The 25,853-nt window shown below is 36.2% G+C and carries 19 protein-coding genes and 1 riboswitch; of the genes, 8 read left to right on the top strand and 11 right to left on the bottom strand.

Going from position 1 to position 25,853, the window contains the following annotated elements; all coding sequences use genetic code 11:
* Positions 1–62: 62 nt before the first annotated feature.
* The 3 genes from GLP24_RS07450 to GLP24_RS07440 all read right to left on the bottom strand — a co-directional run bounded on the left by GLP24_RS07450 (position 63) and on the right by GLP24_RS07440 (position 2,471).
* Entirely contained in the window at positions 63–890 is an 828-nt protein-coding gene (locus GLP24_RS07450; protein WP_232599084.1) for an ABC transporter, read from the bottom strand.
* Positions 887–1,762, bottom strand: coding sequence for an ABC transporter ATP-binding protein (locus GLP24_RS07445; protein WP_407951496.1), 876 nt, complete (start codon positions 1,760–1,762; stop codon positions 887–889). Before GLP24_RS07445 ends, GLP24_RS07450 begins: the two co-directional genes overlap by 4 nt.
* A gap of 397 nt (positions 1,763–2,159) precedes the next feature.
* On the bottom strand, positions 2,160–2,471 hold the full coding sequence (locus tag GLP24_RS07440; protein WP_101766913.1) for a hypothetical protein: 312 nt from the start codon (positions 2,469–2,471) through the stop codon (positions 2,160–2,162).
* A 462-nt stretch (positions 2,472–2,933) separates the two neighbouring features.
* Between GLP24_RS07440 and GLP24_RS07435 the strand changes: the two genes are divergently transcribed.
* On the top strand, positions 2,934–3,947 hold the full coding sequence (locus tag GLP24_RS07435; RefSeq protein ID WP_232575697.1) for a ribonuclease T2 family protein: 1,014 nt from the start codon (positions 2,934–2,936) through the stop codon (positions 3,945–3,947).
* 565 nt (positions 3,948–4,512) lie between these two features.
* Positions 4,513–6,015, top strand: coding sequence for an alanine/glycine:cation symporter family protein (locus GLP24_RS07430; protein WP_232575698.1), 1,503 nt, complete (start codon positions 4,513–4,515; stop codon positions 6,013–6,015).
* A 140-nt stretch (positions 6,016–6,155) separates the two neighbouring features.
* On the opposite strand, the gene GLP24_RS07425 is transcribed toward GLP24_RS07430, so the two are convergent.
* Positions 6,156–6,437, bottom strand: a complete 282-nt coding sequence (locus tag GLP24_RS07425) for a hypothetical protein (RefSeq protein WP_101766916.1) — start codon at positions 6,435–6,437, stop codon at positions 6,156–6,158.
* A gap of 292 nt (positions 6,438–6,729) precedes the next feature.
* Here GLP24_RS07425 and GLP24_RS07420 point away from each other — a divergent pair, with 292 nt between their 5' ends.
* Positions 6,730–7,095: a hypothetical protein gene (locus tag GLP24_RS07420; protein WP_101766917.1), complete on the top strand. Its 366-nt coding sequence runs from the start codon at positions 6,730–6,732 to the stop codon at positions 7,093–7,095.
* Positions 7,096–7,271: 176 nt separating this feature from the next.
* Complete coding sequence (locus tag GLP24_RS07415) at positions 7,272–9,206, top strand: FUSC family protein (RefSeq protein WP_221942509.1); 1,935 nt, start codon at positions 7,272–7,274, stop codon at positions 9,204–9,206.
* Positions 9,207–9,294: 88 nt separating this feature from the next.
* Here GLP24_RS07415 and GLP24_RS07410 read toward each other — a convergent pair whose 3' ends face one another.
* The 5 genes from GLP24_RS07410 to GLP24_RS07390 all read right to left on the bottom strand — a co-directional run bounded on the left by GLP24_RS07410 (position 9,295) and on the right by GLP24_RS07390 (position 17,130).
* A complete protein-coding gene (locus GLP24_RS07410; RefSeq protein WP_232615788.1) occupies positions 9,295–13,971 on the bottom strand; it encodes an SslE/AcfD family lipoprotein zinc metalloprotease in 4,677 nt (1,558 codons plus the stop codon).
* A gap of 222 nt (positions 13,972–14,193) precedes the next feature.
* Positions 14,194–14,910, bottom strand: a complete 717-nt coding sequence (locus GLP24_RS07405; protein ID WP_232615787.1) for a hypothetical protein — start codon at positions 14,908–14,910, stop codon at positions 14,194–14,196.
* 110 nt (positions 14,911–15,020) lie between these two features.
* Entirely contained in the window at positions 15,021–15,470 is a 450-nt protein-coding gene (locus GLP24_RS07400) for a hypothetical protein (protein WP_232574973.1), read from the bottom strand.
* Between the two features lie 64 nt (positions 15,471–15,534).
* Positions 15,535–16,137 (bottom strand): HAD family hydrolase, encoded by a 603-nt coding sequence (locus GLP24_RS07395; protein ID WP_232574972.1) that lies wholly within the window; start codon positions 16,135–16,137, stop codon positions 15,535–15,537.
* 285 nt (positions 16,138–16,422) lie between these two features.
* Positions 16,423–17,130, bottom strand: a complete 708-nt coding sequence (locus GLP24_RS07390; protein WP_221942517.1) for a response regulator transcription factor — start codon at positions 17,128–17,130, stop codon at positions 16,423–16,425.
* Between the two features lie 358 nt (positions 17,131–17,488).
* Between GLP24_RS07390 and GLP24_RS07385 the strand changes: the two genes are divergently transcribed.
* Positions 17,489–18,817, top strand: coding sequence for a glycoside hydrolase family 18 protein (locus GLP24_RS07385; RefSeq protein WP_232615786.1), 1,329 nt, complete (start codon positions 17,489–17,491; stop codon positions 18,815–18,817).
* Between the two features lie 353 nt (positions 18,818–19,170).
* Positions 19,171–19,268, top strand: a riboswitch (glycine riboswitch).
* Positions 19,269–19,348: 80 nt separating this feature from the next.
* On the top strand, positions 19,349–20,749 hold the full coding sequence (locus GLP24_RS07380) for an alanine/glycine:cation symporter family protein (RefSeq protein ID WP_101766925.1): 1,401 nt from the start codon (positions 19,349–19,351) through the stop codon (positions 20,747–20,749).
* Positions 20,750–21,131: 382 nt separating this feature from the next.
* On the opposite strand, the gene dtpA is transcribed toward GLP24_RS07380, so the two are convergent.
* Positions 21,132–22,610 (bottom strand): dipeptide/tripeptide permease DtpA, encoded by a 1,479-nt coding sequence (gene dtpA / locus GLP24_RS07375; RefSeq protein WP_101766926.1) that lies wholly within the window; start codon positions 22,608–22,610, stop codon positions 21,132–21,134.
* Positions 22,611–23,130: 520 nt separating this feature from the next.
* Between dtpA and GLP24_RS07370 the strand changes: the two genes are divergently transcribed.
* Positions 23,131–23,442, top strand: a complete 312-nt coding sequence (locus GLP24_RS07370) for a high-potential iron-sulfur protein (protein WP_101766927.1) — start codon at positions 23,131–23,133, stop codon at positions 23,440–23,442.
* A gap of 74 nt (positions 23,443–23,516) precedes the next feature.
* Here GLP24_RS07370 and yegD read toward each other — a convergent pair whose 3' ends face one another.
* Positions 23,517–24,869 carry a molecular chaperone gene (gene yegD / locus GLP24_RS07365; protein ID WP_232615785.1) on the bottom strand — a complete coding sequence of 451 codons (1,353 nt, stop codon included), beginning with the start codon at positions 24,867–24,869 and terminating at the stop codon, positions 23,517–23,519.
* Between the two features lie 234 nt (positions 24,870–25,103).
* On the opposite strand from yegD, the gene GLP24_RS07360 reads away from it, so the two are divergent.
* A complete protein-coding gene (locus GLP24_RS07360) occupies positions 25,104–25,724 on the top strand; it encodes a thiol:disulfide interchange protein DsbA/DsbL (protein WP_101766929.1) in 621 nt (206 codons plus the stop codon).
* Positions 25,725–25,853 lie beyond the last annotated feature (129 nt).

Here is a 25,853-nt window from a genome sequence, read left to right as displayed (position 1 = left end):
AAAATAAAAGAGAATGTAGCTCTGCATTCTCTTTTAAATAACCAAATATTAAGCCGTTACAATTAATCACCACTCCGCAGATAAACACTAACCTTAAATAACCCTACCGCAATAATCAATAATCCAAATAATGTTATCGAACCTACACTTCCTAATGTTTGCCAAGGGTGTTCACTGGTTAAAATATTAAACGCCAAATTACTGACACGGTTTAACCAAACACCTATCGCCATTGAGTCAAACAACATGTAACTAATGAACTTAACCAGCGTCATTGCAACAAACAAGACTAATAATGGATGTTCCGTTAACTGAGAAGCACAAAAAATAATACAAACAATAGGCAATAACGCTAAGCTCATCGCCGCCATCATTGAAATAAACTGCCCCCAATGTAAACCCATCGCAGCCAAAGAAAGTGAGTTTTCTACTAACATATCGGCAGGCATAACCCACATAGCGACTATCCATACGGTGACATCGATAAACAACAATAGTAATGAAGACAATAATGGAATAATAATTAATGCCACAAATATCTTAATGGCAATTGCTTTACCATCACTCACCGGCATTGAATGCCAGAAAGCTAAACTACCCTCTTTACGCTCCTTTGCGAGCGCTCTCGCAGAGTAAGTAAAAAAGCTCAGTAAGGACACAATACCAGCAATAAAAAAGGACACAGAGCCGATAACACCAGCAAATGATGATGTCATCGGTGGTTGCCAACCATCAATACCATTCATTTGAATATTAAAAGATAAATTATTAATATTGCTCAATACTATTACAACTAATACAGCAGCAAATAACGCTAAAAACAACGGCAATCGTATAAGGATTGTATGTTCTAATAATTCATTTTTTACTAAGGTATAGCTTTGTTTCATAATATTGACTCCTGCTGTTTCGCTAAAAATATATCAGCAAGACTAGGTTGACTAATATCCCCTAACAATGCCAATTGAGAAACATCAGCACCTTCAAATAAAAGTCGATATTGACCTAATTGACAATTAACCGTTAATGGATTCAATTGTTTTGCGGCAACAATATGATCATCATTCACAGATAATATCGTAAACTCCGCTTCCAATGAGGATAGAGAGGCTTGTAATACAGCTTGACCATTTTTAAGCACTAAAACATCAGTTAATAAATGGGCTATTTCATTAACCTCATGACTCGCGATAATTAATGCACGCTCACCTTCAGCAAACCACGCCATCAACGTTCGATAAAATGTTGAGCGGTACATTAGGTCGAGTCCAAGAGTCGGCTCATCTAAAATAAGTACATTGACGTTTGTAGCCATTACCAGCGCCAAATGTAACTGTACTTTCATACCTTTCGATAATGTTTTTATTTTACTGTGAATATTAATATTAGTTTGAGCTAAATATTGCTGCATTTTTTGTTGTTCAAAGCGAAGATGTACACCTGTTGCATATGTCATTAATTGCTTCACCGTCATCCATTCAGGTAACATGGCGGCATCAGAAATATACGCAAGATTTTCAACTATTTTGTCACGGTGTTTTTCAGGTGACAGACCAAAAATACTTAATTCACCAGCGCAACTATGCATTCCTAATAACGTTTTAATTAACGTTGATTTACCAGCACCATTATGTCCAAGCAAACCAATAACTTGCCCACTAGATAAACTAAAACTAATGTTTTCGAATGCTTTTTTGTTACGATAAAACTTAGTAATGTGTTGAGCATTAATAAAAGGTTCATCACAGTTTATATTACCCACATAAAATCCTTAATGATCAATTAATCGAAATAATATTTATTAATAACATAAACAAGTCGCTTTATAAATTAAAGGCTTACCAAATAGCACATTTAAAATAAAACAACGTTTAATTATGATCTATGTATGATAGGAAGGCTAGATATTGAAGATAAAATACAGCATGCATAATATGCTTATTTAAAAGCATTAGATCAGACAAGAGTATACAGAGCCAATATAATGAACTCTGTATACTGAATAAGTGATCAATATAAAAATGCAATTTACTATATTAAAATAAGAAGGCTGTAATCGAAATTACTCGATAAATATAGTATTAAAACACCCTGCCAGTATAAATATAATTATATTAAAATAATCAGATATAAGGCTTAATTATTGATTTATATCGCTATTAAGCTTGATTAGGTAGTTCTTTAATAACAAGATCATGTGGTAATACATCATCTTTTTCCATCATTGCTAAAAGCTCAATCATACGAGAATGACGAGATTCTTGCTTAAATTCGTGTAATACAGCAATTAGGTTATTTATTTTCTGTAGGGGAATACGCTTGATTACTGCTTTTTGGCGTCCTGGAACTTCATCGGCAAAATCAATTAAAATTTGACGGTAGTCAACGCGGGCTTCTTTAACTTCACCGCCTGCTTCTACACTTTTTAACATCGCACTGAGCGCTTTTTCTGCAGCTGCGAAACTGTCCATTAATAACCTCGGATAATAATACAAATCTGCTTTAACATGAAAATTGCTAAGCATGCATTGATAAAATAAACAATCTTAATGATAAAAATTAACATTGTTCTATATTTAGCTAAATGAAATTAATAACCTCAGATGAATAAATGAGATTGGTGTTTACCTACCAATACTCTTTAAAGTGAGTATGTTCACATTAAAGACTCTTTTATTATAATTGATCTTTTCATTTTCGTGTAACAGGGGACGCTACTTCTGTGAATATTACTCTGAGTTAGCTTTATTGTGAACACTAATTTAAAAAAATCGTCAATTTATTCACTTTAAATCGTATGTATGTTCTTTTTTGACGCTATTTTTCGCACAACATCACATCTAATTATTCTGTGCCCTACCTTATACCCCTTAATAAAAATGTAATAATCAACTATAGTTAGCCTTAAATTATCATTCAATCGTAGGCAAATTGTGCGTCTTAATTCTCTTTTAGTTACCGTTATTGTCGGTAATATCATTTCCTTATCTAGCTTTGCTGCCAATGCATCAATTCATTCATCAGGTAACTTTACTTCAAATGGCCAATGTGAGGCTTATCAATCTTTTCGTAAACAAACTAATCCTGATAACACCCAACTAGTAAACAATAAACAATATGCAATAAAATCCATTAATAAAAAAGATTTTGATTGGGTACAAATACTTATTCCTAATGCATCTCCAGCAATGCGCTGGGTCAGTAAATCATGTGGTACAACACAGTTTAATAGTGATGATCTCTCTAAATCTTCTACATCGACTTCTACTTCATTCAAGGCGTCATCAAAAAGTTGTGACACCCGTAATGACTTTGATTCATATGTATTAGCATTAACATGGCAACCTGGATTTTGTGAACATGTTAACTACAAAGGTAATAAGCCTGAATGTACGGCAATTAATGACGGTAAATTAAACATTACTAATTTAACGCTACATGGGTTATGGCCAAATAAAGCCAGTTGTGGCACAAAATATGGCTATTGTGACCGCTATGCTCGCTTAGATCTTTCAGCATCAACAATAAAAGATATTGCGCCATGGATGCCCAATTTTTATTACCAAACAAAATTTGGTGAATATGAGTGGAAAAAACACGGTGTTTGTCAAAACCTCGACGCTAATGACTACTTTTTAACAGCAACGAAACTGGTTGAAAAAGTAGATGCCTCTGCGATTGGTCAATTTATCAAAACCAATATTGGTAAAAATGTCTCAACCGCCAGTTTTAAGAAAAATCTTATCTCTCACTTTGGTGCAAATGCCGTTGACCGTATAAGCTTAGCTTGTAGCCAAGGTAAATACTTAAATGAAGTACGGTTGAATATCGGAAAATCATTTAATGTTAACAGTAACCTCCAAGAGCTACTTGAATCAGGACCTAAAGGACGTCCCTTCTACGGTAATTGTCATAAGAAAATACATATTGAAGCTGCTGGAAAGTAACTATTCTCATATTTGGTTTTTATGACATTATTAAGAGAGCAATGTATTATCTTGCTCTCTACTTACTTTAGTACCTATTTCTATTCTAGATGCCTTTATTACTATGCTCCTCATAAACAATCTCACCGAAAAATAATTAATAATCTAGTGATTAAGAATTCAAATACTCTTTTTTTTAATGGCAAAATCTCAACATACGATAATGCACGCCGTACAATACCCTTTATCTAACCCCATTCACAAATATTTATAACCCATTGATTATAAATAATAAAAATACAAAGCCCTATTAACAATGTAACGTGTTACATAGTAATAATTCTTTTTTTGTGATATAAGTCTCCTTGGATTTCTGATTTTTTGTGCTACCTTGCATCGTCTTAGACGGCAATGAAATCGGTTACATGTTTAATAATTGTAATAAATTATGGATGTATATATTACACATTATAAGCAATAAAAAACCTATTATAGAAACCGATAGCAAGAGCACTCACAAGTAATGAATGTTCCTCTTCACTAAGTAGCCTTTTAAGGTTGCATAGTTTTATTAACAGGAAAAAATATGACTTCTACGAATGGAAATATACTGGGATCAATCAATGACACCTTAATGGCGATTATTGCTTCAGTAAACGGCGTTTTATGGGGCCAACTTCTCGTTTATTTATTAGTTGGTGTAGGAATTTACTTCAGTGTTCGTCTTGGTTTTATCCAAATACGTCAATTCCGTCACTCTATCGAAGTATTAAAAAGCGGCCGTGAAATAGAAAATGGCATTAGCTCTTATCAAGTTTTTTGTACGTCAATGGCAGCACGTGTTGGTACCGGTAATATGGCCGGTGTTGCAGTTGCGCTGACCATTGGTGGTCCAGGCGCTATTTTTTGGATGTGGCTAATCGCTATTTTTGGAATGGCGACTGCATTTATTGAATCAACCCTTGCTCAAGTTTACAAAGTCAAAGATGTTGACGGTCAATACCGTGGTGGACCTGCTTATTACATGGAGCAAGGTCTTGGCAAGCGCTGGATGGGTACTCTTTTTTCAATTTGCCTTATTATTGCTTTTGGCTTTGTCTTTAATGCCGTTCAAGCAAATACCATCACAGACGCACTACACCACTCTTTTGGTTGGGATGAAACGACGCAAGGTATTGTGATTGTTATCTTTACTGCCTTCTTTATTATGGGTGGTTTACGCCGCGTTGCGACAGCATCAACAAAAATTGTTCCGATTATGGCAGTAGGTTATTTAGCTATCGCACTCGTTATTGTTGCAATGAATATTACAGAGCTGCCTGCTGTACTAGCACTGATTGTAAAGAGTGCATTTGGTTGGCATGAAGCTGTTGCTGGTGGTGTCGCTTTCACCGCTTCACAAGCAATGCAAAGTGGTATTGCGCGTGGTCTGTTTTCAAATGAAGCCGGTATGGGTTCTGCAGCGAACGTAGCAGCAAGTGCAACACCAAACCCTAACCACCCAGCATCGCAAGGCTTTGTGCAAATGCTAGGTGTGTTTGTTGATACTATTGTTATCTGTACTGCATCAGCTGCAATGATCATGCTTTCAGGGGTAATGAACTCTCCTGATGCTGCAACTGGCATTGGTTTGCTTCAACAAGCATTAAGCAACCAACTAGGTGATTGGACAACTTATTTCATTGCTTCTGCTATCTTACTATTTTGTTTCTCATCGATTATTGCAAACTATACCTACGCAGAAACAAATATTATGTTCTTAAACGGTAATACAAAAAAAGGCCTATTGTTGTTCCGCCTTTGTGTATTAGGCATGGTAATGTTTGGTGCTGTTGCTTCACTACCTGTTGTTTGGAGTCTAGCTGACGTTTCTATGGGCTTAATGGCATTAGTCAATATTGTTGCCCTTATCTTCCTTTCTGGATTGGCTATTAAAGTCATCAAAGATTATGAAGAACAGCTTAAAGCAGGTAAAACACCAGAATTTGATCGCTCTAAGTTTAAAGAACTGAAAGATATTGAAGGAGCGTGGCACCCTGACACTATTGCAGAAGCACGAGAAGCAAATGGCAATACGTTTAATAAATAAAACAATCAAATAGTATCTATATATTAAAACCAGTCAGTAATGGCTGGTTTTTTATCTTTATTTTAAATATAGCAATATTCTTTAAATAAAAATAAAAAGGCTAAAGAAATATATTCTTTAGCCTTAAGTATAATCAAACATTATAAGTAACCATGTTGGCCTTTCCAGCTTTCACTCATTTGTGCTAAAACACACGCAGGAAGTGGACGATGGGCTTTTGCAGGCTGTGAGGCTATTTTTCGATAACCGCTTGCTTGTAGTCTTAAATCAAAAACTTGATCAATTGGCTTGCCAGCCCGTGCTAAATCCCAACGGAAGGCGCGCAGTGCTGTATATTCATGTTGTTCAATTTCGCCACCATAAGGATACATTAGCACTTTAGCATATGCTTGGTTTGCCAATTCGAAGTTCACATTAATCATGAGTTTCTCCTTAGCACCTATTGGCTATCACTACTGCCAAGGGCTATGTTTAACGTAAAACGTTACAGTGTCGCATGCAAGCCATTTCGCAAAGATCTTGATGTAAAACGGTATATATAACTAAATTATGTGATACCACACTCAATATTGTATGGTTAACCCTCACTTATTGATTAAAAAAAAATCAATAACAATGAAATTCACTCAATGCTGTCACTTTCTAAAATTTGCTCTTTAAACCCGTTATCAGCTGCATTACTATGCTAGTTATAACCACTTCAAGGACTACATAATGCAACCAATAAAAGTGCAACCTAACCCACAAATTGCCGTTATTTTTAAGACATGGTCTACGGAGTGGGCTAAAGAAGCTGAGGCTGGGAAAAAAGATACAGCTAATCAATTTCATACGGTATATAACATTGCTGCCGATTTATTCGATAAAGGTGGTGACATCGATATTTCAGTTATTTCTGCGTTATTTAATGACTGTAAACAAAAAACAGAAATGGCAGAACAACTGGTTAAAAAAATACAAATCAGTTTAAAAGACGATGATGAACGCGCACAACAATTAATCAAAAAAGTAAATACAGCAGCACAAGATGCTGCATTTGCAATGAATTACCTGGGCAAATTGTTATTACAATCAGCCTAATTAAATGAAAAAAGCAGTGCTTCACACGATGCACTGCCTCTCTTTTTCATTAATGACCTTTTGTAACAACGCATTACTTGTATTGCACAATTTATTATATTTCATGACTTATCTAGTTTTACTTCTCAACTGATTTTTGTCGTATCTGCATATTTCACTATTAACAAGCCGCCATAATGAAAATAACAACGTTAACGACTATGTTTAGCCGCTGGTTTTCCAATGCTGCAGACATCCCCGATTCTATTCGTATAACTGTTCCAATGTTAGTTAGCCTAGGTGTATTTTATAGCTTGGGTTTCACTAGTGCCGGGATCTCTGGCCTAATTACAGCATGGTTACTCGGGGTCCAAGCGCGAAATCTACCCTATTTAAAACGATTACAAATACTGTCTATTTCAATACTAATCACCGTTATTGCAACCTATTTAGCTTTTTTAGTCTTTAGTGATATGTGGTTAAGTGCGATTACATTATGCTCAATTGCTATCCTTTATGGCTTAATGTCTAACCAACGCCCTCACATTCGTCTATTTGGTTATAACTTTGGCTTTATCTACATTATGGCGATTCACTTTGCCTCAGTCGGCGATAGTTTAAGTATTGTTCTTATGGCTAATGTCTTTGCTGGCTTTTGTGTAACGCTCTCATCTTTAATGCTATGGCCTTTTTTTAAAGGACGTATATTGCATCAACACACAGTAACTGTGCACAACGCATTGGCTGATTGGCTTAATGAATTACGTTTATCTAATAATGAAGCACAGCTAGCGGCAAAACGACAGTTCTTTTATCTAAGTGCCCACAATTTAGCGTATTATAGTAATTCTGTATCATCATCTAAACGCGCCCTACAAATAAAAATAGAACTACAACGTTTATTAGAAATGTCTGAATATATTATTTGTTTAGAGCGAGTACTCAGCTTTGATATTCATACAACAACACGCATTAAACTGTTTGAGTGGATAGAAAAAGCCTCCGAGCAATTAAAAAACAAACAACAAATCACCGCAACATTTGCAACGAATGAATACACAAATACAATATATATTATTGATATAATAGAAAAATTCAAACGCTGCTATAACTTTGATACTTTTGCATCACCCGATAACAGTAAAAATATCTATTTATTTACTAATGACAGTGAAGCATTTATCAGTGATTTCCGTCTTGCTCTCAAATTTAATTCTAAAGAATGGCGCCATGCTGGTAAAATTGCGGTTACATTAGCGGTAACTCAATTTTTAACTGAATTTTACCACCTCCCACAAGGCTATTGGATTTCACTAACGGCATTTATTGTATTACTAACATCATCAATGGCAGTCACTAACCACCGAATTTGGAGCCGTTTTTCTGGTACCTCTTTAGGGGGGATTTATTGCTTTATCTGCTTATATTTTGTGCCACCACAATACCTTCTGTTACTAACCAGTATTTCCGTCTTCTTTTCTTTTACGTCATACCACAAAGAACGTTACGACATCCATGTGTTTTGGCTAACATCAATGATTGTATTCGCGATTAGCTTGTTATCCCCAGATAATACTTATGTGTCTTTTTATCGTATTATCGACACCTTATTTGGGGTAACTATTGCATTTTCAGTGAACTATTTCATTGCACCAAGTTGGACAATGACATGGTTAGATCGTCATACTGCCAGCATGATAAATTCCCAAATCTTATATGTTGCAGTGCTAAACAAACCGCAATGGGAACAAAAAATTAACTTATACCAAAGCCAGCAACGTTATTATTCATTAAATGGCGAAGTGATGAATTTACTTAAAGAACCTAATTTAAGTCCTCGTACATCGAAAGACTGGCTAAGCTTATTAGTATTAATTCAACGTTTAAATGATGCATTATTATTAGCGACAAAATTAGGTATTCAATCAGATAAACCACAATCTACAGATCGTTGGGTCAACCAATTACAATGGATCAAACAAACATTTCCTGATCGTTGTAAGCATGGAGAGATGCCGCCGTTTTATACAGAAACAGCACCGATCCCTGAAGATATGCTATGCGCACTAATCGAAAAAGACATTCAACAACTTACCGCATGGATGCTATATCAGCGGGCATTTGTTGTATAGAAAACGTAATATTTAGTTATTAATAAAGAAAAACCGCGCATCATTCAGATACGCGGTTTTATTTTTTTGATGTATATATTGACGTTATTTAATTCATTTGACGTACTGTCACTGAATTAATTTGTAATGGATCATGCTTTGGTGCATCAAGCTTTAATGCTTTGACTGCTGCACGACCCGCAGGTGTAATGCCCCCTTCGTAAGAAGGTTCTGTCGCCCCAGGGACCATATACGCTTTTGAACCTGGAGACCAAGCATCAAAGAAACCACTTAAATCAGCTTGTACTGCATAAGATGCACATACCATTAGTTGATCACCTTTACTCAAACCTGGTGTTGAGTGACAAGCATTCGGTATTGGTAATTGCATATTGTCTTCTAAACCACCACGCGTTAGACGGTGCATTAGTTTAAATAAATTCCAGCCCTTCATGCCATCAACATCAGTAACGTAATAACTAGGTAACTTTCCAATAATAACGTTAGTAATATCAAACTCAGCTTCAGCCCACTCTTTTAATTGAGCAAACATCACTAATCGTTCGCCATTACCACCAGCTGCCCAAGCATAGTCTAATTTAGCAAAATCAGGTGCCATACGAATATCTTGTTCAACACGCGCCATTTTACCAAGATGTTTATCCTGCATATAAAGTGCCAGAATATTGTTAGTAACCTCAGTTGAACCTTCAACACTAAATGGTGCTTCAGCTGCGTTATGACCGACTTCATGCCATAACAACCAACTGTTTAGCGGTGACATTTTAATATCACTACTTTTAGTATCAAAGCTGATATTCATAACCGGATAACCAGAGTGTGCCGCACCAATAGAGATAGCGACATCATTAACTACATGATGCTTATTATTTGGTAATGCCGTGTCCGTTACTTTACGATGATGCCCCGTACCTTCACCCTTCACTTCATCACGCGCATAAAAATCATTTAAATCTTCGGCAAAAACATCTAACTCTTGTGCGAATTGCTGTGGACTACCACCATAATTACTCGCTTGTAGATTTTTTGACGCAGCAGTATAAATAAAGCTATTCGATTCAATTTCACCAATTGGAGCCACTGAATCTTGAGGGTTTACCCAAGCATTATCTTTATACCATGGTGCAGCAACGGTTCCATTTAGGTTAACAGTAACATTTCCTGTTTCATTACCTGAGACATAAATCAAACCACCGTACGGCGCAGTAAACTCTTTCGAGCCACCAGCAGGTAATGTGAATGATTTAGATACACGCGGTGGGCGTTGTAAACCTAACTCATGCTTTTCACGTCCAGTTAGATCGTCAGCTAAAGCAACGGTCACCGTCACTGGGTTACTATTTCCTTGTACTGAAATAGTAAATGGCTGATGTGCCACAGCCCATTGACCTGTTGATTGACGATTACCCGCGTACCATGCAACGGTATTACTTGATAAATCAACATCCACATTGGCTGACGATGAACCTTTGGCTTCACCCGGATATTGACGAATATCGGCTTTAATATCTAAATCAAAATATGAACGGCCCAGCATTAAGCGCGTTAATGGTTTTTCCATATAGTTAAGCGGATAGCTTGGGTTCATCCAGCCTTGGTATTCTGCATTTACATCGCTATTCGCACCATAAACCATGTTGTTATCAATAAGGCTTTGACCTAACTCTGCACTACACGCCATTTGACTATCGGCTGTATCACCATAACAATTTAGGAATTCAGTAAAACGTTCAAAACCTAATTCATCATTATTAAGACCAGACTCATAACGGTAATCAATTTTATTCCACAGCCATACCGTCATATTTTGGTAAATACGATTGAGATCAACACTGTTTAGACGTTCACCTTTATGGCCTTTAGTGCGGAAATACAATTCATGCTGATATAAACGTTCAATGTTTGTCCCAAGATCTGCCGCTTTTACCATTGCTTTCGCTGTGGCTTCATTAAGATCTAATTCTTGGTAACGTGGTGTATACATGCCACCATCAGTCGCAATACCTGTCCCTGGTCGATATTCTAAGCAGTTAACCTCATAGTGATAATCGCCGAGCTGGCACTCCGAATAACCAAATTCATCCAATAGCTGCTGTTTTGCAATATTAATTTGTGCTGGTGTTTTATTATATGTATCAATAAAAGCTAATAATTCAACATTTGTACCGTCATCGTTAGTAATGGTTTTCTTTGCAACTTCTAATTTGGGTTTATCATCGGGTTTATTATTGGTAATAAAATCCCAATTCACAGAACCATCTGCATTTATCGTATAAGGCAAGGCGGGTTTATTATCCTCACCCTGTATAGCCGCATAACGTTCAATGACCCAAAAACCATATTCACGCTGTTCACGTACACGATCAGGATAACCATTAGGGCCACTATTAATCACTGAGTGTCCATTAAGTGCTAAACCCGCACCATCTAATAAACGAGCAAACTCATCTTTAGGTTGAGAAGTAATACTTTCCATAATAAGTATATTGCCACCACGCTCAACATAGCTGAGTAAGCCAGAAACATCTTGCTCTGTTAGTTTAGGCTTACTGATATCAGCAACAGTCGGAATAGTATAACCACTTGTAATAGTATTAAATTCATATCCATTAAGAATCACTAATGGCATTGTTTCCGGATCAATCGAACTAAAATCAGTCACTTGTTCAATATTTAACTTAAAGCGTTTATCTGCTTTAAATTCTGCGGAGCGACCAACCTTTTGCCCTGCTTGACGGAAATAAACATGTGATATATTGGTTCCAACAGTAATAGGATCCGCAGAATGACTATAACTCTCGCCTAATAAGTAACGGAACGTATTAGTAAAGAAGTTACTCATATCAGGGCTATCCATTGAATCAGCACCGCGCTGACTACACACACCATTCTTATCAACACTGCCGTTCCAACTATAGCTATCAGGGCAGACCAAAATGCTGTTATAGCGATTATGACCCACCATCATAATTTTACCGGTTCCTAACTCACCAATACTGATAAACGGTAAGTTAAACGTTGCAGTCTCTGCTCCAACCTTTTCTGGCTCAACTATTGATGGTGCTTCAGTAATATACGCTAGGCTTTTTTCATCCCACGCTTTTTTATCACCAAACTTGATCCAATAGTTATTATCATTACGCGCCATTAAAATAGGAAAAGCACGATTAGATATATTGATCGAACTTTGACCTCGAGCACCACCAGAACTACCATAAAACCATGTTGAATCAGTAAACACGTGGAATTTATTAACGGGTTTCCAGCCAGCTGTAATCGCCTCAGCCCCTGCACCCCAAAGCTTATTAATATCCGCTTGGATATTCTTATCGGTTACTGTTGCAGTGCGCGGAAATGACAAGGGTGAGAAAGCCACATTTGCCTTACAAGTATCACCACAAATTGCGCTATCAATCTGCTGTGCTAAACCTGATTCAAATTGCTTATCAAACTCACCAGCAACAGGTTTTAACGCACCAGTACCATCATTCAATTGTACTGACTCAGACAACTCGATATTTAACGCTTCATTAATCACATTAGGGTATTGAGCAAATACGTTATGAACACGCTCAGAAATCTGAATATGATCAGTAGCGTCAGAATAGCGCTGTAATAAACGAACAATATTACGCCCAGCATGCCCTTCAGCTAGATCTGTCACCGTAAATTGGGTTTTATTGGCTTTAAGTTCACCTAGCTCAAAGGTATCAACACCAAAGGCAACACTTTCACCCCAGCTAAAACTAAATTTACCTTCAGCATCAGTTTGCCCTCGCCCTGATGGACTGTAATAATCAACGCCGACAATAGGTTGACCATCAAGATCACGTAAAAAGCCTTCCGTTAAGATAAATTTGGTTGGCTGGTAACTTAAATTTTGCTCGGCATTAGCACTTACAAAACCACTGTTTAAATCATTACTCGTTCCTGGTGACACAACCGGTTGTGATTCAGGTTCATGAGTTGATGGTTTGCTGTCAGTTTCTGTACTTTCGTCAATTTTATCTCTAATCAACGCATTAAATTCAGCGGTTGGCAGCAATATATCATCAGTATTATAGAAAAGATTAAACCGTACTTGGTCAATATCTGACAATTTAAAATCAATCACTTTACCGCTTACAACAGCCATTTTATTCAATAATGCTTGTGTATTAGCAACTGCATTTTGACGTTGGGCATCATCAGCAAAAGCAGCAAAGCGATCTGATTCAGCAAGTGTCAGTAATTTAGTTTTTTCTTTAGAGCCGGACTTAGTTGTTTGCAATTGAACCGCAGTAAATGTCGCTAATTCGATATTATCAAATGAACATTTAATCGTATCGTTATGCTCGATAATAAAATCAGTAGCGGGTGAATCATTACAAATGACACTCGTACCAAAATTCATACCACCATTAAGTGAAAACACACCTGTTGCAGACAGAACAACATCAGGATCTTCTGGGTCAACTACTGGAGGTAAAATCTCTGGTTTATTAGGATCAATAGGGGGAATAATCTCAGGTATTTCAGGATCAACCACGGGTGGTAAAATCTCTGGTTTATCGGGATCAACAGGTGGGATAATCTCAGGCGTTTCAGGATCAACTACGGGAGGTAAAATCTCTGGTTTATCAGGATCAACAATGGGTGGTGGTTCTGATGTATCAGGATCAACAACCGGTGGTGGAGGAATAGGATCACTTGAATCACTACCGCCATTACACCCCATCAAAAGAGCCGATGATATAGCCAACACAATCAATTTTTTATTTACCACAATACACGTCCAATAAGTTATTTTTATTATAAATATTAGCTGTATATATATATTGAGTTATCGCTATAAGCAATAGTCATATGCGGTAAATAAACAAATCTAAAAAAAAGCCCTTACTATTATAACCTGCTGAAAATAAACGTATTATATATTTACTCTTTGTAACATATAGATACAATATTTGCATTGCAATAGCTGTGGATTATTATGCCGTAATAAAAATCAAGGATACATACTCACCGTTTTATCTTTCGTATTAACTATTAAATAAAAATCATTATCCGATTCATCATATCGATTAAAGCTAAATAAAAAACATTGTTGGCAATCAAAAATACGTTGCGAATAATTAAGCGCTAGATTACTACCACCTTTGCGGTAATATTGACTATCAAGTGCAAGCCCAACAGCCACTAATGCTTGCTGACGATTATTAAACTCAGGTGCTTTGCTTATATCAGTGAGGTAATGACCTGCATTATATTCAATACGGTACATTTTATTATCGTCAGCAATTAAAATATCACGCCAGCCATTATGTGATTCATCGGCCAATAAAATCGGTTGGTAGATATTTACCCATTGTGCTAATTTTTTCTGAGTATGGTTAAACAGGTATCCCTGACAACCTGTTTTAGTACAATATTCTTCAGTTTGCATAAGAATAAAAACTTCATCACTACCGTTATTATTTAAATCTGCATACCCATAAAGATAAGGAAACAAACCATCTTCACTTATCGGTAAAGATTGATCTGGCTTTAATATATATTTACGTACAATTTCCGCCGCAAATTCGGCACGATCTTTATCATTATCTAAAGACAATGTGTTTTTAGTTCCCGTCAAGGAATGATCATTATTAACTCGATCAGCTATCATTACCGCACCAGCACATACAACTGCTAACAATACATACAACACTCCATATTTTATCATTCCTAACACCTTTATTAACTCATTCCTTTTAGTGTACTAACTATGATGTATTTTCGCTGATTCTATTGTAATAAAAACCGTTAGTGACAAGATCAACTAACGGCTTTTTATTATCCATTCAGATTATTTCGCCTTCTCTTTCGAGGTTCATCAATAACCCTTCGATGCCAAATCGAGTAATGCCGTAATCCTGCAGGTCCATGAGCAATAAAGACTGAAAGTAATAATACTGTAATATAAATATTGGGTTGTTGCTGTGGAAGCAAAGCAATTGAAGCGAGTAATCCTAATTTAATAAAGGTTAATACGCCCTTAAGTTGAATTAACCACAACTTTGAACGATAAATTTCTTGTACCATCATTAAGACACCACTGAACATGGCTAATAACCACCAATTGAGCCATAGCGCTTTATCAAGATGATAAATAAAACCGCCACTCGATATGGCAACACCTAAGATATGTAATGCGCGAATAGATGTTTTGCTTAAACGTTGAATCCAAAAACGAGTTTCAGATAATTGATGTTGAGGATGTTCAGGCGATGAATGTTTAGTCATAATGACATCACTAGTAAGTAAAAAAACGCCACCAGCATAACGTATTTATCTATATGGCTAAACCTTACTGTTTAAAAGCTCGAAATTCACCAATTATCCCATCACGGACTCGGTAACAATCCATACCTGCAGCATGTGCCGCTTGGCAACCTAATTCTGTATCTTCAAATACCACACATTGTACTGGTGGTATGCCTAATGCTCGTGCCGCTTCCAAAAAGGTATCAGGTAATGGTTTATGGCGCTGAACATCATTTGCAGTAACGACTACATCAAGTAAAGGCAGAATACCTAATGTCGTTAGTATTTCTAAAGCATGGTAACGATAACACCCTGTACCAACAGCAATACGTTTGTTTATTGCTTTTTGTTGTTTCAATATGGAAAATGTCGCAGGAATAATATCGCCCTTATGGTTGATATCATCAAAATGGCGTAATTTACTCATAACCAATAACTGAGGATCTGCATCAATATTATATTTTTTTAATAATGCTATCGCGGTATTAATCGTGGGTGATCCACCCATTGAATAAAACCAATCACATTCAAATGGCAATCCAAAATCATGACATGTCTGCTGCCATGCTTTAATATGAGTAGGCATTGAATCAACTAATGTGCCATCCATATCAAATATAATCCCTTGATACGCTGATAAATCCATTTAATACTCCTGATATACAATATATTTTATTATTATGCCCTATTTTTAATAATAGTATTTACGATGAAAAGGCTCTGTATTATTGCATACTGCGATTAATGCTTGAGACCCACCTTGATCAGGGTGTAATTTCATTGACAATTGTCGATGCCTTTTTTATTTCTACTCTCGAGCAGCTATCGTTAGTACCAAGTAATTCATCAAATATTGTCATTACTCAAATCATCAAAAGAAGTCTATTCTAATTAGAAACAACTCTAATATAAACTGTAAATAATCATCCATCTACGATGATTCTTTATCATTATTTGAACGAAATTTTCCTGGTGAACAGCCTATATGTTTTTTAAATACTCGAGAAAAATAAGACACATCTTTAAATCCTGCAGAAGTAGCCACTGATGCAATTTTTTCATGATCAGAACTTAATAATCCACACGCTAAATCTAACCGCTTTTGAATAATATATTGTTTTAATGTCACACCCATTGTCGTATGGAATAATCGAGAAAAATAAGTGGCAGAAAAATCACACGCTTTCGCTAACTCATCTTCACGCAATGGTGCACTAATATCATTATCAATGATTGATAATGCTGGTAATATTGAGCGTTCACGTTGTGACAGATCATCACCTACAATGATATCTTCTCTATGGGTATGTAGTCGACTTAAACAACTATCAATTTTTTGCCTATTCGCACTCGCAACTAAAATATCTTCTGCACCAGCACGTAAAGCCACAATGGCTAATTCAGAATCTAACTCATGGTAAACAATCACAATTTTAACAATAGAATAATGCTGTTTAATAATCCTCAATAATTTAAAACCATTAGATTGTGAGTTCTCAATTTCAATAAATATCAATTCATTTCCTGACATTGTTAATAATAACTCATACGGTGAAACATCTAAAACATTATGATATTTAATAAGATTATTTTTAACACTAGTATATTTTTCTTTATGGCAGCAATTAACCCAAATCACATTACCCCCTAGTACGACGACTAACGCATTTCGCTATCCAACATTACACTTTAAATATACAACTGTATTTATACATTTAAATAAGAATATAAATACATACTCTTAATAAAGTAATGGAATATCACAGTATCTGTTGTTCTAAATATTAGATTTCAGCATTATTACATCAATATACCAATGAAAAATAAAACGATAATCAGAAAGAATATCTAAAATTCTATAACTTAGCCTGACTCACACAACCATTAAAATTAACCATTGTTTTGTGACGCATATCGAATAAAAATAACAAACGATTTTCTGTATTTTATAATATGGTCAATAATGCAGCCTAATCTTATAAATTAATTAAATGTAAATGATTCCATTTTTAGCTACAATTCGCCCCTTTTATGTATCTTTACTGTTAGCCTGTAGCCTATTATTTCAAATAAATATTGCTCATGCTGCTGAGCATAAACGTCCTTATGTCGTTGCCGCTTATTATCCTGATTGGAAAATTTATACACCCAATAATCCGTATTCCGCAAGTATGATTCCAGCTGAAAAATTAACTCATCTTATCTATGCTTTTCTAGCCGTCTGTGGTCCTGTGGATTCATCACCAGATAACATCAAAAAAATCATCAAAACTCAATGTAAAGATAAACCTATTGGCACCGCTATTATTCTCGATGAATATGCAGCATTACAAATAAAACTCACAGGTGAAACTGCAACTAACGTCAGCTATAAAGGAAATTTTGGTCAGTTAAAGCTGTTATCAGAAAAACACCCTCACTTAAATATTCTTCCAAGTTTTGGTGGTTGGACCCTTTCAGAGCCTTTTCATACGGTTGCTGTTAATCCTGTTTATCGACAAACATTTATCAATACTGCTGTAGATTTAATCACTAAATATGATTTTTTTGATGGTATCCAAATTGATTGGGAATATCCTGGTGGTCATGGTTTATCCGGTAAAGGACAAAATCAAGTCATCCAAGAACGACAAGCTTATAGTCTTTTAATTGAAGGATTACGCCATAAATTAGACGATCTTGGTCGTCAGCATAACCGTCAATACCAACTTTCGGCAGCCATCAATGCTGACACAAAAACCTTACCGGGTATCAATTGGGCGCAGGTTACTAATCATTTAGATCAACTCTATTTAATGAGCTTTGATTTCTTAGGTAACTGGGATAACATCGTTGGTCATCACAGTAATTTATACAGTACCCCCAATACACCAAATAATAATTCTGTCGATAATCTAATCAAAACACTAATAGGGAAAAAGGTTGATCCACATAAGATTATTATTGGTAGTTCTTTTTATGGCAGAGGCTGGCAAGGCGTTGATCTTATATCTCCCGACAAACTTGAAAATTTACAGAGCCAAGGTGGATTAAAAAAAGGATCTGATATTAAAGATCCTGGATATTTTACTTACAGTGATATCAGTAAGTATTTTATCAACAACCCCAAATTAGGTTATCGCTATTTCTATGACCAACATGCAGAGGCCGCTGTACTCTATAATCAAAAAAATAAAGAATATATTAGCTTTGAAGATAAACGGTCCCTTAAAGCAAAAGCTGATTACGCAAAGAAACACAAACTTGGCGGAGTATTTGGTTGGGAAATTACATCTGACGCCAATAACGAACTGATCACTATACTCGATAATAATTTAAATCCTTAGTTATCAAGTATAACTTGCTACTAATATCAATTATGCTGACATAACTGATACCTATTTGGCTGGTTTATTTTTATACGGAATATTCTTTTTATTTACATCTGAGGCTTATTTTATTTAGCTAGCGCTTTTTTTTTTACTTTTTTGCTGACAATCACATTTTTATCCCCTAACATTACGGTCGAAATGAGTTCCGATGAAGATAGCAGGAGAGCGGCCATTGACGAATGCCATTATGGCATAACACGTCGGCCCGCCGAAGAAGTAAGCGAAAAACGATATGATCCCATCATGTTTTGACTCGTAAATCTTTCAGGCACCACGTTGCAGTAATGCAATAGGTATGGACTGTTATTGGAGGAGCCTCTGGAGAGACTCGTTAAATCGAGCGCCGAAGGAGCAAACCGTAGCATATTACGGTGAAACTCTCAGGCAAAAGGACAGAGGAGATAAGAGCAGCAACAAGAAGCCATTCTGTAACTAACACTTACCTGTTGTTCTATATCTCTTCCTTTGTACGTTGAAGGAGGAATAATGAATCCACTACATGACACAATTTTTAATTTTCTACGCACATTAGATAGCTTTATTTGGGGGCCTCCCCTATTAATTTTATTAGTAGGTACAGGTTTATACCTCACAATTCGACTTGGTTTTATCCAGATCCGCTATTTACCACTCGCATTGCAATATGTGTTTGGTGGCAAAAAAGATCCAGATAGCTCCGGTGAAGGTGATGTATCAAGTTTTGCTGCTTTGTGTACTGCTTTATCTGCCACAATAGGTACAGGTAATATTGTTGGTGTTGCAACTGCAATCAAATTAGGTGGCCCAGGCGCGCTATTTTGGATGTGGCTTGCTGCTTTGTTTGGCATGGCAACAAAATATGCAGAATGCTTATTAGCCGTTAAATACCGTGAAATTGATGCCAATGGTCAAATTCTTGGTGGTCCAATGTACTACCTTGAAAAAGGCGTTGGTAGTAAATGGCTTGCTAAACTGTTTGCTATTTTTGCCGTCGGTGTTGCTTGTTTTGGTATAGGTACCTTTCCGCAAGCGAATGCGATTGTGGAAGCTGCACATATTTCACTGAATGCACCCAAAGAAATTACCGTTGTTATATTAACGCTTTTAGTTGCGACAGTAACATTAGGTGGTATTCAATCGATTTCAAAAGTAGCAAGCACGGTTGTACCATTGATGGCTGGCTTTTATATTATGGCCTGCTTAATTGTTTTAGGTACTAATTTCCACGCACTACCCGCTGCAATTGAAACCGTTATTCAATCAGCTTTTACTGGTCATGCGGCTACTGGTGGTTTTGTAGGTGCCGGAATGATGTTAGCTATTCAATCGGGTATTGCACGAGGTGTGTTCTCTAACGAATCAGGATTAGGCAGTGCGCCAATTGCTGCGGCTGCTGCGCAAACAAATTCATGTGTACGCCAAGGCTTAGTCTCAATGACGGGAACGTTCTTTGATACTATCATCATTTGTACAATGACGGGTTTAACCCTTGTGGTTACTGGTGCATGGACAGGTGATTTTGCTGGCGCAACAATGACGACACATGCCTTTGCTGCTGGTTTGAATTCTGCTTATTATGGCCCATTAATGGTATCCATTGGCTTAATGTTCTTTGCCTTTACTACTATTTTGGGTTGGAACTACTACGGTGAACGCTGTATTACTTATTTATTTGGCGTAAAAGCGATTATGCCTTACAAATTAGTTTTCTTAGTGCTTATCGCCAGTGGCGCATTCATGCAGTTAGATATGATTTGGGTTATTGCTGATATTGTTAATGGTTTAATGGCGATTCCAAACCTGATTGGTTTAGTGGTATTACGCCATGTTGTTATTGATGAAACCCAACAATACTTTGCAAACCTAAAATCACAGCGTGAAAATAGCGATCCAATCTCAGTAAGCTAATTTATTAACGCGCAATAAAAAGCCTCAGTTCATCACTTCAAACGTGATACTGAGGCTTTTTTGTTTCTTCTTAATACTATTACTTATTAAACCGTCTCTCGCTTGCCGTAAGCTGTTCATCATATCTCTCTACCCTCTAACGACAGTCTTGTCGCAAATCCTTCTATATCGCATTCTAGTCTCTTCAACAGCAACACCATTGACTAGATAATAATGAGATTTAATCATTACTATGTTGCCAACATAAATATCGATGAATGTTATTCTTCCTGCTCTGCTCTCGCATTATGACAAAAAAAAACGGATGCCAATGACTTTATCAGTCGGCACCCGTTTCATTTGAACATTTTACTAATCGATACTAAGTAACATTAGCTCATAATTATGCAGCAGTCACTTTTGATAAAGTGTCTTCACCGCGCATAACACGCGTTAGCTTAGGTGCAATAATCATAGTGAAAATTGCAATACCCGCAGTAGAGTAACCAATAATACCAAACACATGACTATATAACATTAGTGTCTGATGCGGTTCAACAACGTTTGCAGGCGCTGCAGTTAGCGTCGCAACCCAACCAGCAATAACAGCGGCTGTTGCTGATGTTAGGAACCACATACCCATCGCAAAGCCCATCATTCGTTGTGGTACAAGTTGAGCAACCATGGCTAAACCAAGACCAGACACAAACAACTCGCCAATAGATTGGAAACCATAAGAAACAATAAGCCAATTTGAATCAACAATACCGTCGCTATTGGCAAAATGCGCACCAAGAACTAATACTAAGAATGACAAGCTACATAACACCATACCCAATGCGAATTTAAATGGCATAGAGAAACGATCACCATATTTATTATAAATCATCGCAAGTGCTGGACTCGCAATCATGATCCATAATGGGTTAAGTGCTTGAAACTGTTCAGGAGCAACTCTTATACCAAATAAATCATGCGAGATATTATGGATCGCAAAGAAGTTAAGTGACGTTGGCATTTGGAAATAAAGAACGAAAAATACAACACCTTGTAACATCAGTACAAACGCAACAAACATTTTTGCACGTTCAAGACCTGATGTTGAGAAGAGTTCTTTAAAATACAACCCTACAATAGTCGTACCAACAACAATTAAAATAGCATGCGCATAAAACAGATGTTGTAATAATACAGAACTAACAAAACTCAACGCAACGGCACCAATAACAACACCCATATAATATATTTTATTAACAGGTTTCATATCAGGTTTAGAACCGATATTTTTAACAATATGACCACTAATAAAAAAATTGATAAGGGTAATAACAAGACCTGCAGCACTGACACCAAAGGCAAAATCATAACCAAATCTTTCTGCGATCCATGGTGATAATAGCATCGAGAAAAACGAACCTAAGTTGATAGCCATATAGTACATTGTAAATGCACCATCTAGACGAGGATCATCTTTACCATAAACTTTTGCTAATAAGCTTGATGGGTTAGCTTTAAATAAGCCATTACCCATAGTAATAAAGCCCATTGCGATATAAATAAGATCTGAACCACCGTAACCACTGGTCGCAGATAAACCTAATAAGGCATAACCAACAACAAGCACCATAGCGCCTAATCGAATGGTTCTTTTTGTTCCGAGAACTTTATCCCCTACCCAGCCACCGATAGCAACAGAGCCATATACCAATGCTGAAAAAGCACCAAATAAAGTAAAAGAAGCGGTTTCTGACATGCCAAGAATTTTAACCATATAAACAGTTAAAATTGCTTGCATACCGTAGAAACCAAAACGTTCCCAGAATTCAATTGAAAATATCAAATAGAACGGTTTTGGTTGTTTAAATACGTTCCCGTCAGACATATGCTGCTCCTTGAAAGATTTCAGGTAAAACTAATCTAAACACGTATATTTCTTAATGTTATTTCGCCCCAATGTGAAATAACCAGAATAATGACGCTATACCGTTTTATTAGTAATGAATATAAAGTAAAAAGCAGCTACAAATTATAGTTATGCATTTTCTACATTAAGACTGAAATAAAACAATAAATAAAGACACCGAAAATGGAATATTACATACCGCCAATAATCCATTATTATTAATTTCTTTATAAACATATAATTAAATCATTAAAACACCGTTTGATTGTTATTTCATATGATTATCATTTATTTAAAGATAATTATCGCTTAAATGATAATAATTATCACTCAATAAATTAACATGATAGTACTGTTTTTTTTAGCCTATTTTATATTCTATAGACTACTCTTTAATAATAAAAAATGAGCATATTACTCAAGACTATTAGCACACTTATTTATGTTCAAATGAGCAAAGCTAATGTAGTTATTCAATATAACGAATAAGGTAGGTATTATGGTGAAAAAATCATCACGACGTCGTTTTTTACAATTAACGGCTGCTGGGTTAATCGGACTGACTCTCGATAATAAGTATCTAATACGCTCAGTTTCTGCCGCTGAACTTCCTCACCTTGAAGAAAACAATCCACAAGCAAGCGTACTTAAATATGTTAATGAATCAAATATTGAAGGCCAACAATGTAAAAACTGCCTTCTAATTCGTAATGATACAAATAATAGTAACTGGCAACCCTGTGCTATCTTTCCAGGAAAAACCGTTAATATTAACGGTTGGTGCTCAGCCTATGCTCCAAAGCCTACCTAGCAATTATCTATTTATCTTTCTATTTAAAAATGCCTGCATTATAAATGCAGGCATTTTTATTATTATCAGACCCATTAACCGAAACAACGTTCTCCCCAACGCGCTAAACCTGCAGTGACTGAACCAAAATAATTGCCACTTACAATAGGAATATTAGGTAATTGCTGTTCAATACATTGGCGTAAAATAGGTGAACGAGCGGTTCCACCCGTCATAAAAATAACATCAGGCACAATTTTACTTTGCGCCATTGCTTCAACAACAAGCTCTCGCATTTTCTCTTTTGGCGTTTCTATTGCTTCTGCCAGTTGTTGCGCTGAAATATCAACTTTAAACAAATCTTGCATTACCTTCATATTAACCGTGTGTTGTACTTGACTAGATAACGCGATTTTGGCTTCTTCTGCGTGGCGAATAATCTGATACCCTAAGGTTTCATGATAAACATGTATTAATCGCGACAATAATTGTGGATCAGCAGCATCATGCCGAAGTCTTTCTAATGCTCGTAAATTAGCATCACCATAAAATTCAGTTTGGGCTGCAACATTATTAATCGCAATCGGGTTCCAAAACTGATTAAACGGCATATCAATACCACGAACCGTTTTACTACCTAAACCAAATTGTGGCATTAATTGCTTAAACGCTAAGTGAATATCCAGATCGTTACCACCAACCCGCTGACCACTATGCGCCAATAAACTTGAACTTCGATCAGAAAGGTTACGAAAACTCGGTCCCATTTTAATTAATGAACAGTCAGTTGTACCACCACCAATATCAACCACCAGCACTGTTTTATCGGTGGTTAATGTTGATTCATACTCAAGCCCGGCTGCAACAGGCTCAAACTGAAAGCACACATTTTTAAAACCTGCTCGCTTAGCGGCTTGTGATAAAATACCTTCCGCTTGTTGGTTAGCACTCTCGCCACCAATCCCTTGAAAATTTACCGGACGTCCAATAACGGTACTGGTAATATCTTTCTGTAAATGTTGCTCTGCCGTTCGCTTAATATTCACCATCATTGCACAAACAAGATCTTCAAAAAAACTAATTTGGCCGTCACGTAAACCATTCGCACCTAAGAAAGACTTTGGTGATTTGACGTAATACACTTCTTCAGGATCATCAAGATAGAGATCAAGCGCAGCCTGACCAAATTGTAGGTCACCCGCAACAACCTCTATATCTTCTTCACGATTAAAAGCCATGGCACGACGTAAAATCTGCTCACCAACACTGTTTGATGGTGAAATTCCCATAAAACGATACAAATATTCAGACACGGCTTCTCGTGTCGGTGCACATAAGGTCGACGGAATATATTGATTATTTTTCTCTAATGGTAAAAGTTTAGGCTTACTGTCTTCCATCACTGCAACCGAACAATTCGCGGTTCCATAATCAAATCCAATGTACATCGATTAACACTCACATGCGGCAAAAAAGCCGCTAATAATAGCTGATTATATAATGTAATACACGGAGATATTTGTTCTCAATTAGAGATAACAAAGCAATATTAATAAACGTTTATTATTTATGCTTAAATGGATTAAGTAGCACATTTTTTATGGTTTTTATTATTTTATCGATGCATTTTTAGCAATTTATAGACATAATAGAAAGATTATTTTTAATAAAAGTACTGAAATATGAAACGTATTTATCAAGCTTTTTTTGTTCTACTCTTTACTGTGTTTGCATTATCAGGATGTTCTGATTCAAAAACACCACAAGAAGGTGATCAATATTCAGTGATCCCGACTCCAATGCCAGAAATGAAAGGTATTACTGAGATTTTTTCTCTGTCTTGTGGCCATTGTCGTAAAATGGAAAGCATTCTTCCTGAAATAAAGAAGCTAACCAATAGCAATATTAAACAAGTTCACGTTATTTTTAATGAAAGTGCTCAAAAAGCCGCCTTTATTTTCTATGCTGCAATGGTACAAACAGATAACAAACCAAGCCACGCATTAGTTGAGCAATTATTTGCATTTGTACAAGACTCACCAAAAGATATGAGTGTTGAACAACGTAAAACCGCAGTAGATAAAATATTCCATGATAACAACTTAAAGAGCCCTTATGAACTAACAGAAGTTCAACAAAAAGAAGTCTTTAAGATGTTCCAACAATCAGAAGATATTGTCCGTAACGCAGCGCTAGAATCAGTGCCAGCATTCCTGATTAATGGTAAATACCTTGTAAATACCAGTGCACATAAAAACATACAAGATTTAGCTGCTACTATTGATTATCTAAAAAACAAATAATCATTATTTGAATATTCGGCTATAAATACCTGTCAATGACAGGTATTTTTTCATCTCTAACTAAATCACCAACAATAACGGATTTACAATATTAAGCTTTTATAACCGCATTACCCCAATCTTAATCAT

The organism is Photobacterium carnosum, from assembly GCF_021236965.1.
Lineage (GTDB): Bacteria > Pseudomonadota > Gammaproteobacteria > Enterobacterales > Vibrionaceae > Photobacterium > Photobacterium carnosum.
This window is presented reverse-complemented; position numbering and strand designations above follow the sequence as displayed.

What these genes read in the sequence shown, in the direction of transcription:
- dtpA (WP_101766926.1), bottom strand. Translation starts at nt 22,610, where the DNA reads ATGTCTGACGGGAACGTATTTAAACAACCAAAACCGTTCTATTTGATA.
- GLP24_RS07440 (WP_101766913.1), bottom strand. Translation starts at nt 2,471, where the DNA reads ATGGACAGTTTCGCAGCTGCAGAAAAAGCGCTCAGTGCGATGTTAAAA.
- GLP24_RS07380 (WP_101766925.1), top strand. Translation starts at nt 19,349, where the DNA reads ATGAATCCACTACATGACACAATTTTTAATTTTCTACGCACATTAGAT.
- GLP24_RS07385 (WP_232615786.1), top strand. Translation starts at nt 17,489, where the DNA reads ATGATTCCATTTTTAGCTACAATTCGCCCCTTTTATGTATCTTTACTG.
- GLP24_RS07370 (WP_101766927.1), top strand. Translation starts at nt 23,131, where the DNA reads ATGGTGAAAAAATCATCACGACGTCGTTTTTTACAATTAACGGCTGCT.
- GLP24_RS07405 (WP_232615787.1), bottom strand. Translation starts at nt 14,910, where the DNA reads ATGATAAAATATGGAGTGTTGTATGTATTGTTAGCAGTTGTATGTGCT.
- GLP24_RS07415 (WP_221942509.1), top strand. Translation starts at nt 7,272, where the DNA reads ATGAAAATAACAACGTTAACGACTATGTTTAGCCGCTGGTTTTCCAAT.
- GLP24_RS07430 (WP_232575698.1), top strand. Translation starts at nt 4,513, where the DNA reads ATGACTTCTACGAATGGAAATATACTGGGATCAATCAATGACACCTTA.
- GLP24_RS07360 (WP_101766929.1), top strand. Translation starts at nt 25,104, where the DNA reads ATGAAACGTATTTATCAAGCTTTTTTTGTTCTACTCTTTACTGTGTTT.
- GLP24_RS07395 (WP_232574972.1), bottom strand. Translation starts at nt 16,137, where the DNA reads ATGGATTTATCAGCGTATCAAGGGATTATATTTGATATGGATGGCACA.
- GLP24_RS07450 (WP_232599084.1), bottom strand. Translation starts at nt 890, where the DNA reads ATGAAACAAAGCTATACCTTAGTAAAAAATGAATTATTAGAACATACA.
- GLP24_RS07420 (WP_101766917.1), top strand. Translation starts at nt 6,730, where the DNA reads ATGCAACCAATAAAAGTGCAACCTAACCCACAAATTGCCGTTATTTTT.
- yegD (WP_232615785.1), bottom strand. Translation starts at nt 24,869, where the DNA reads ATGTACATTGGATTTGATTATGGAACCGCGAATTGTTCGGTTGCAGTG.
- GLP24_RS07400 (WP_232574973.1), bottom strand. Translation starts at nt 15,470, where the DNA reads ATGACTAAACATTCATCGCCTGAACATCCTCAACATCAATTATCTGAA.
- GLP24_RS07425 (WP_101766916.1), bottom strand. Translation starts at nt 6,437, where the DNA reads ATGATTAATGTGAACTTCGAATTGGCAAACCAAGCATATGCTAAAGTG.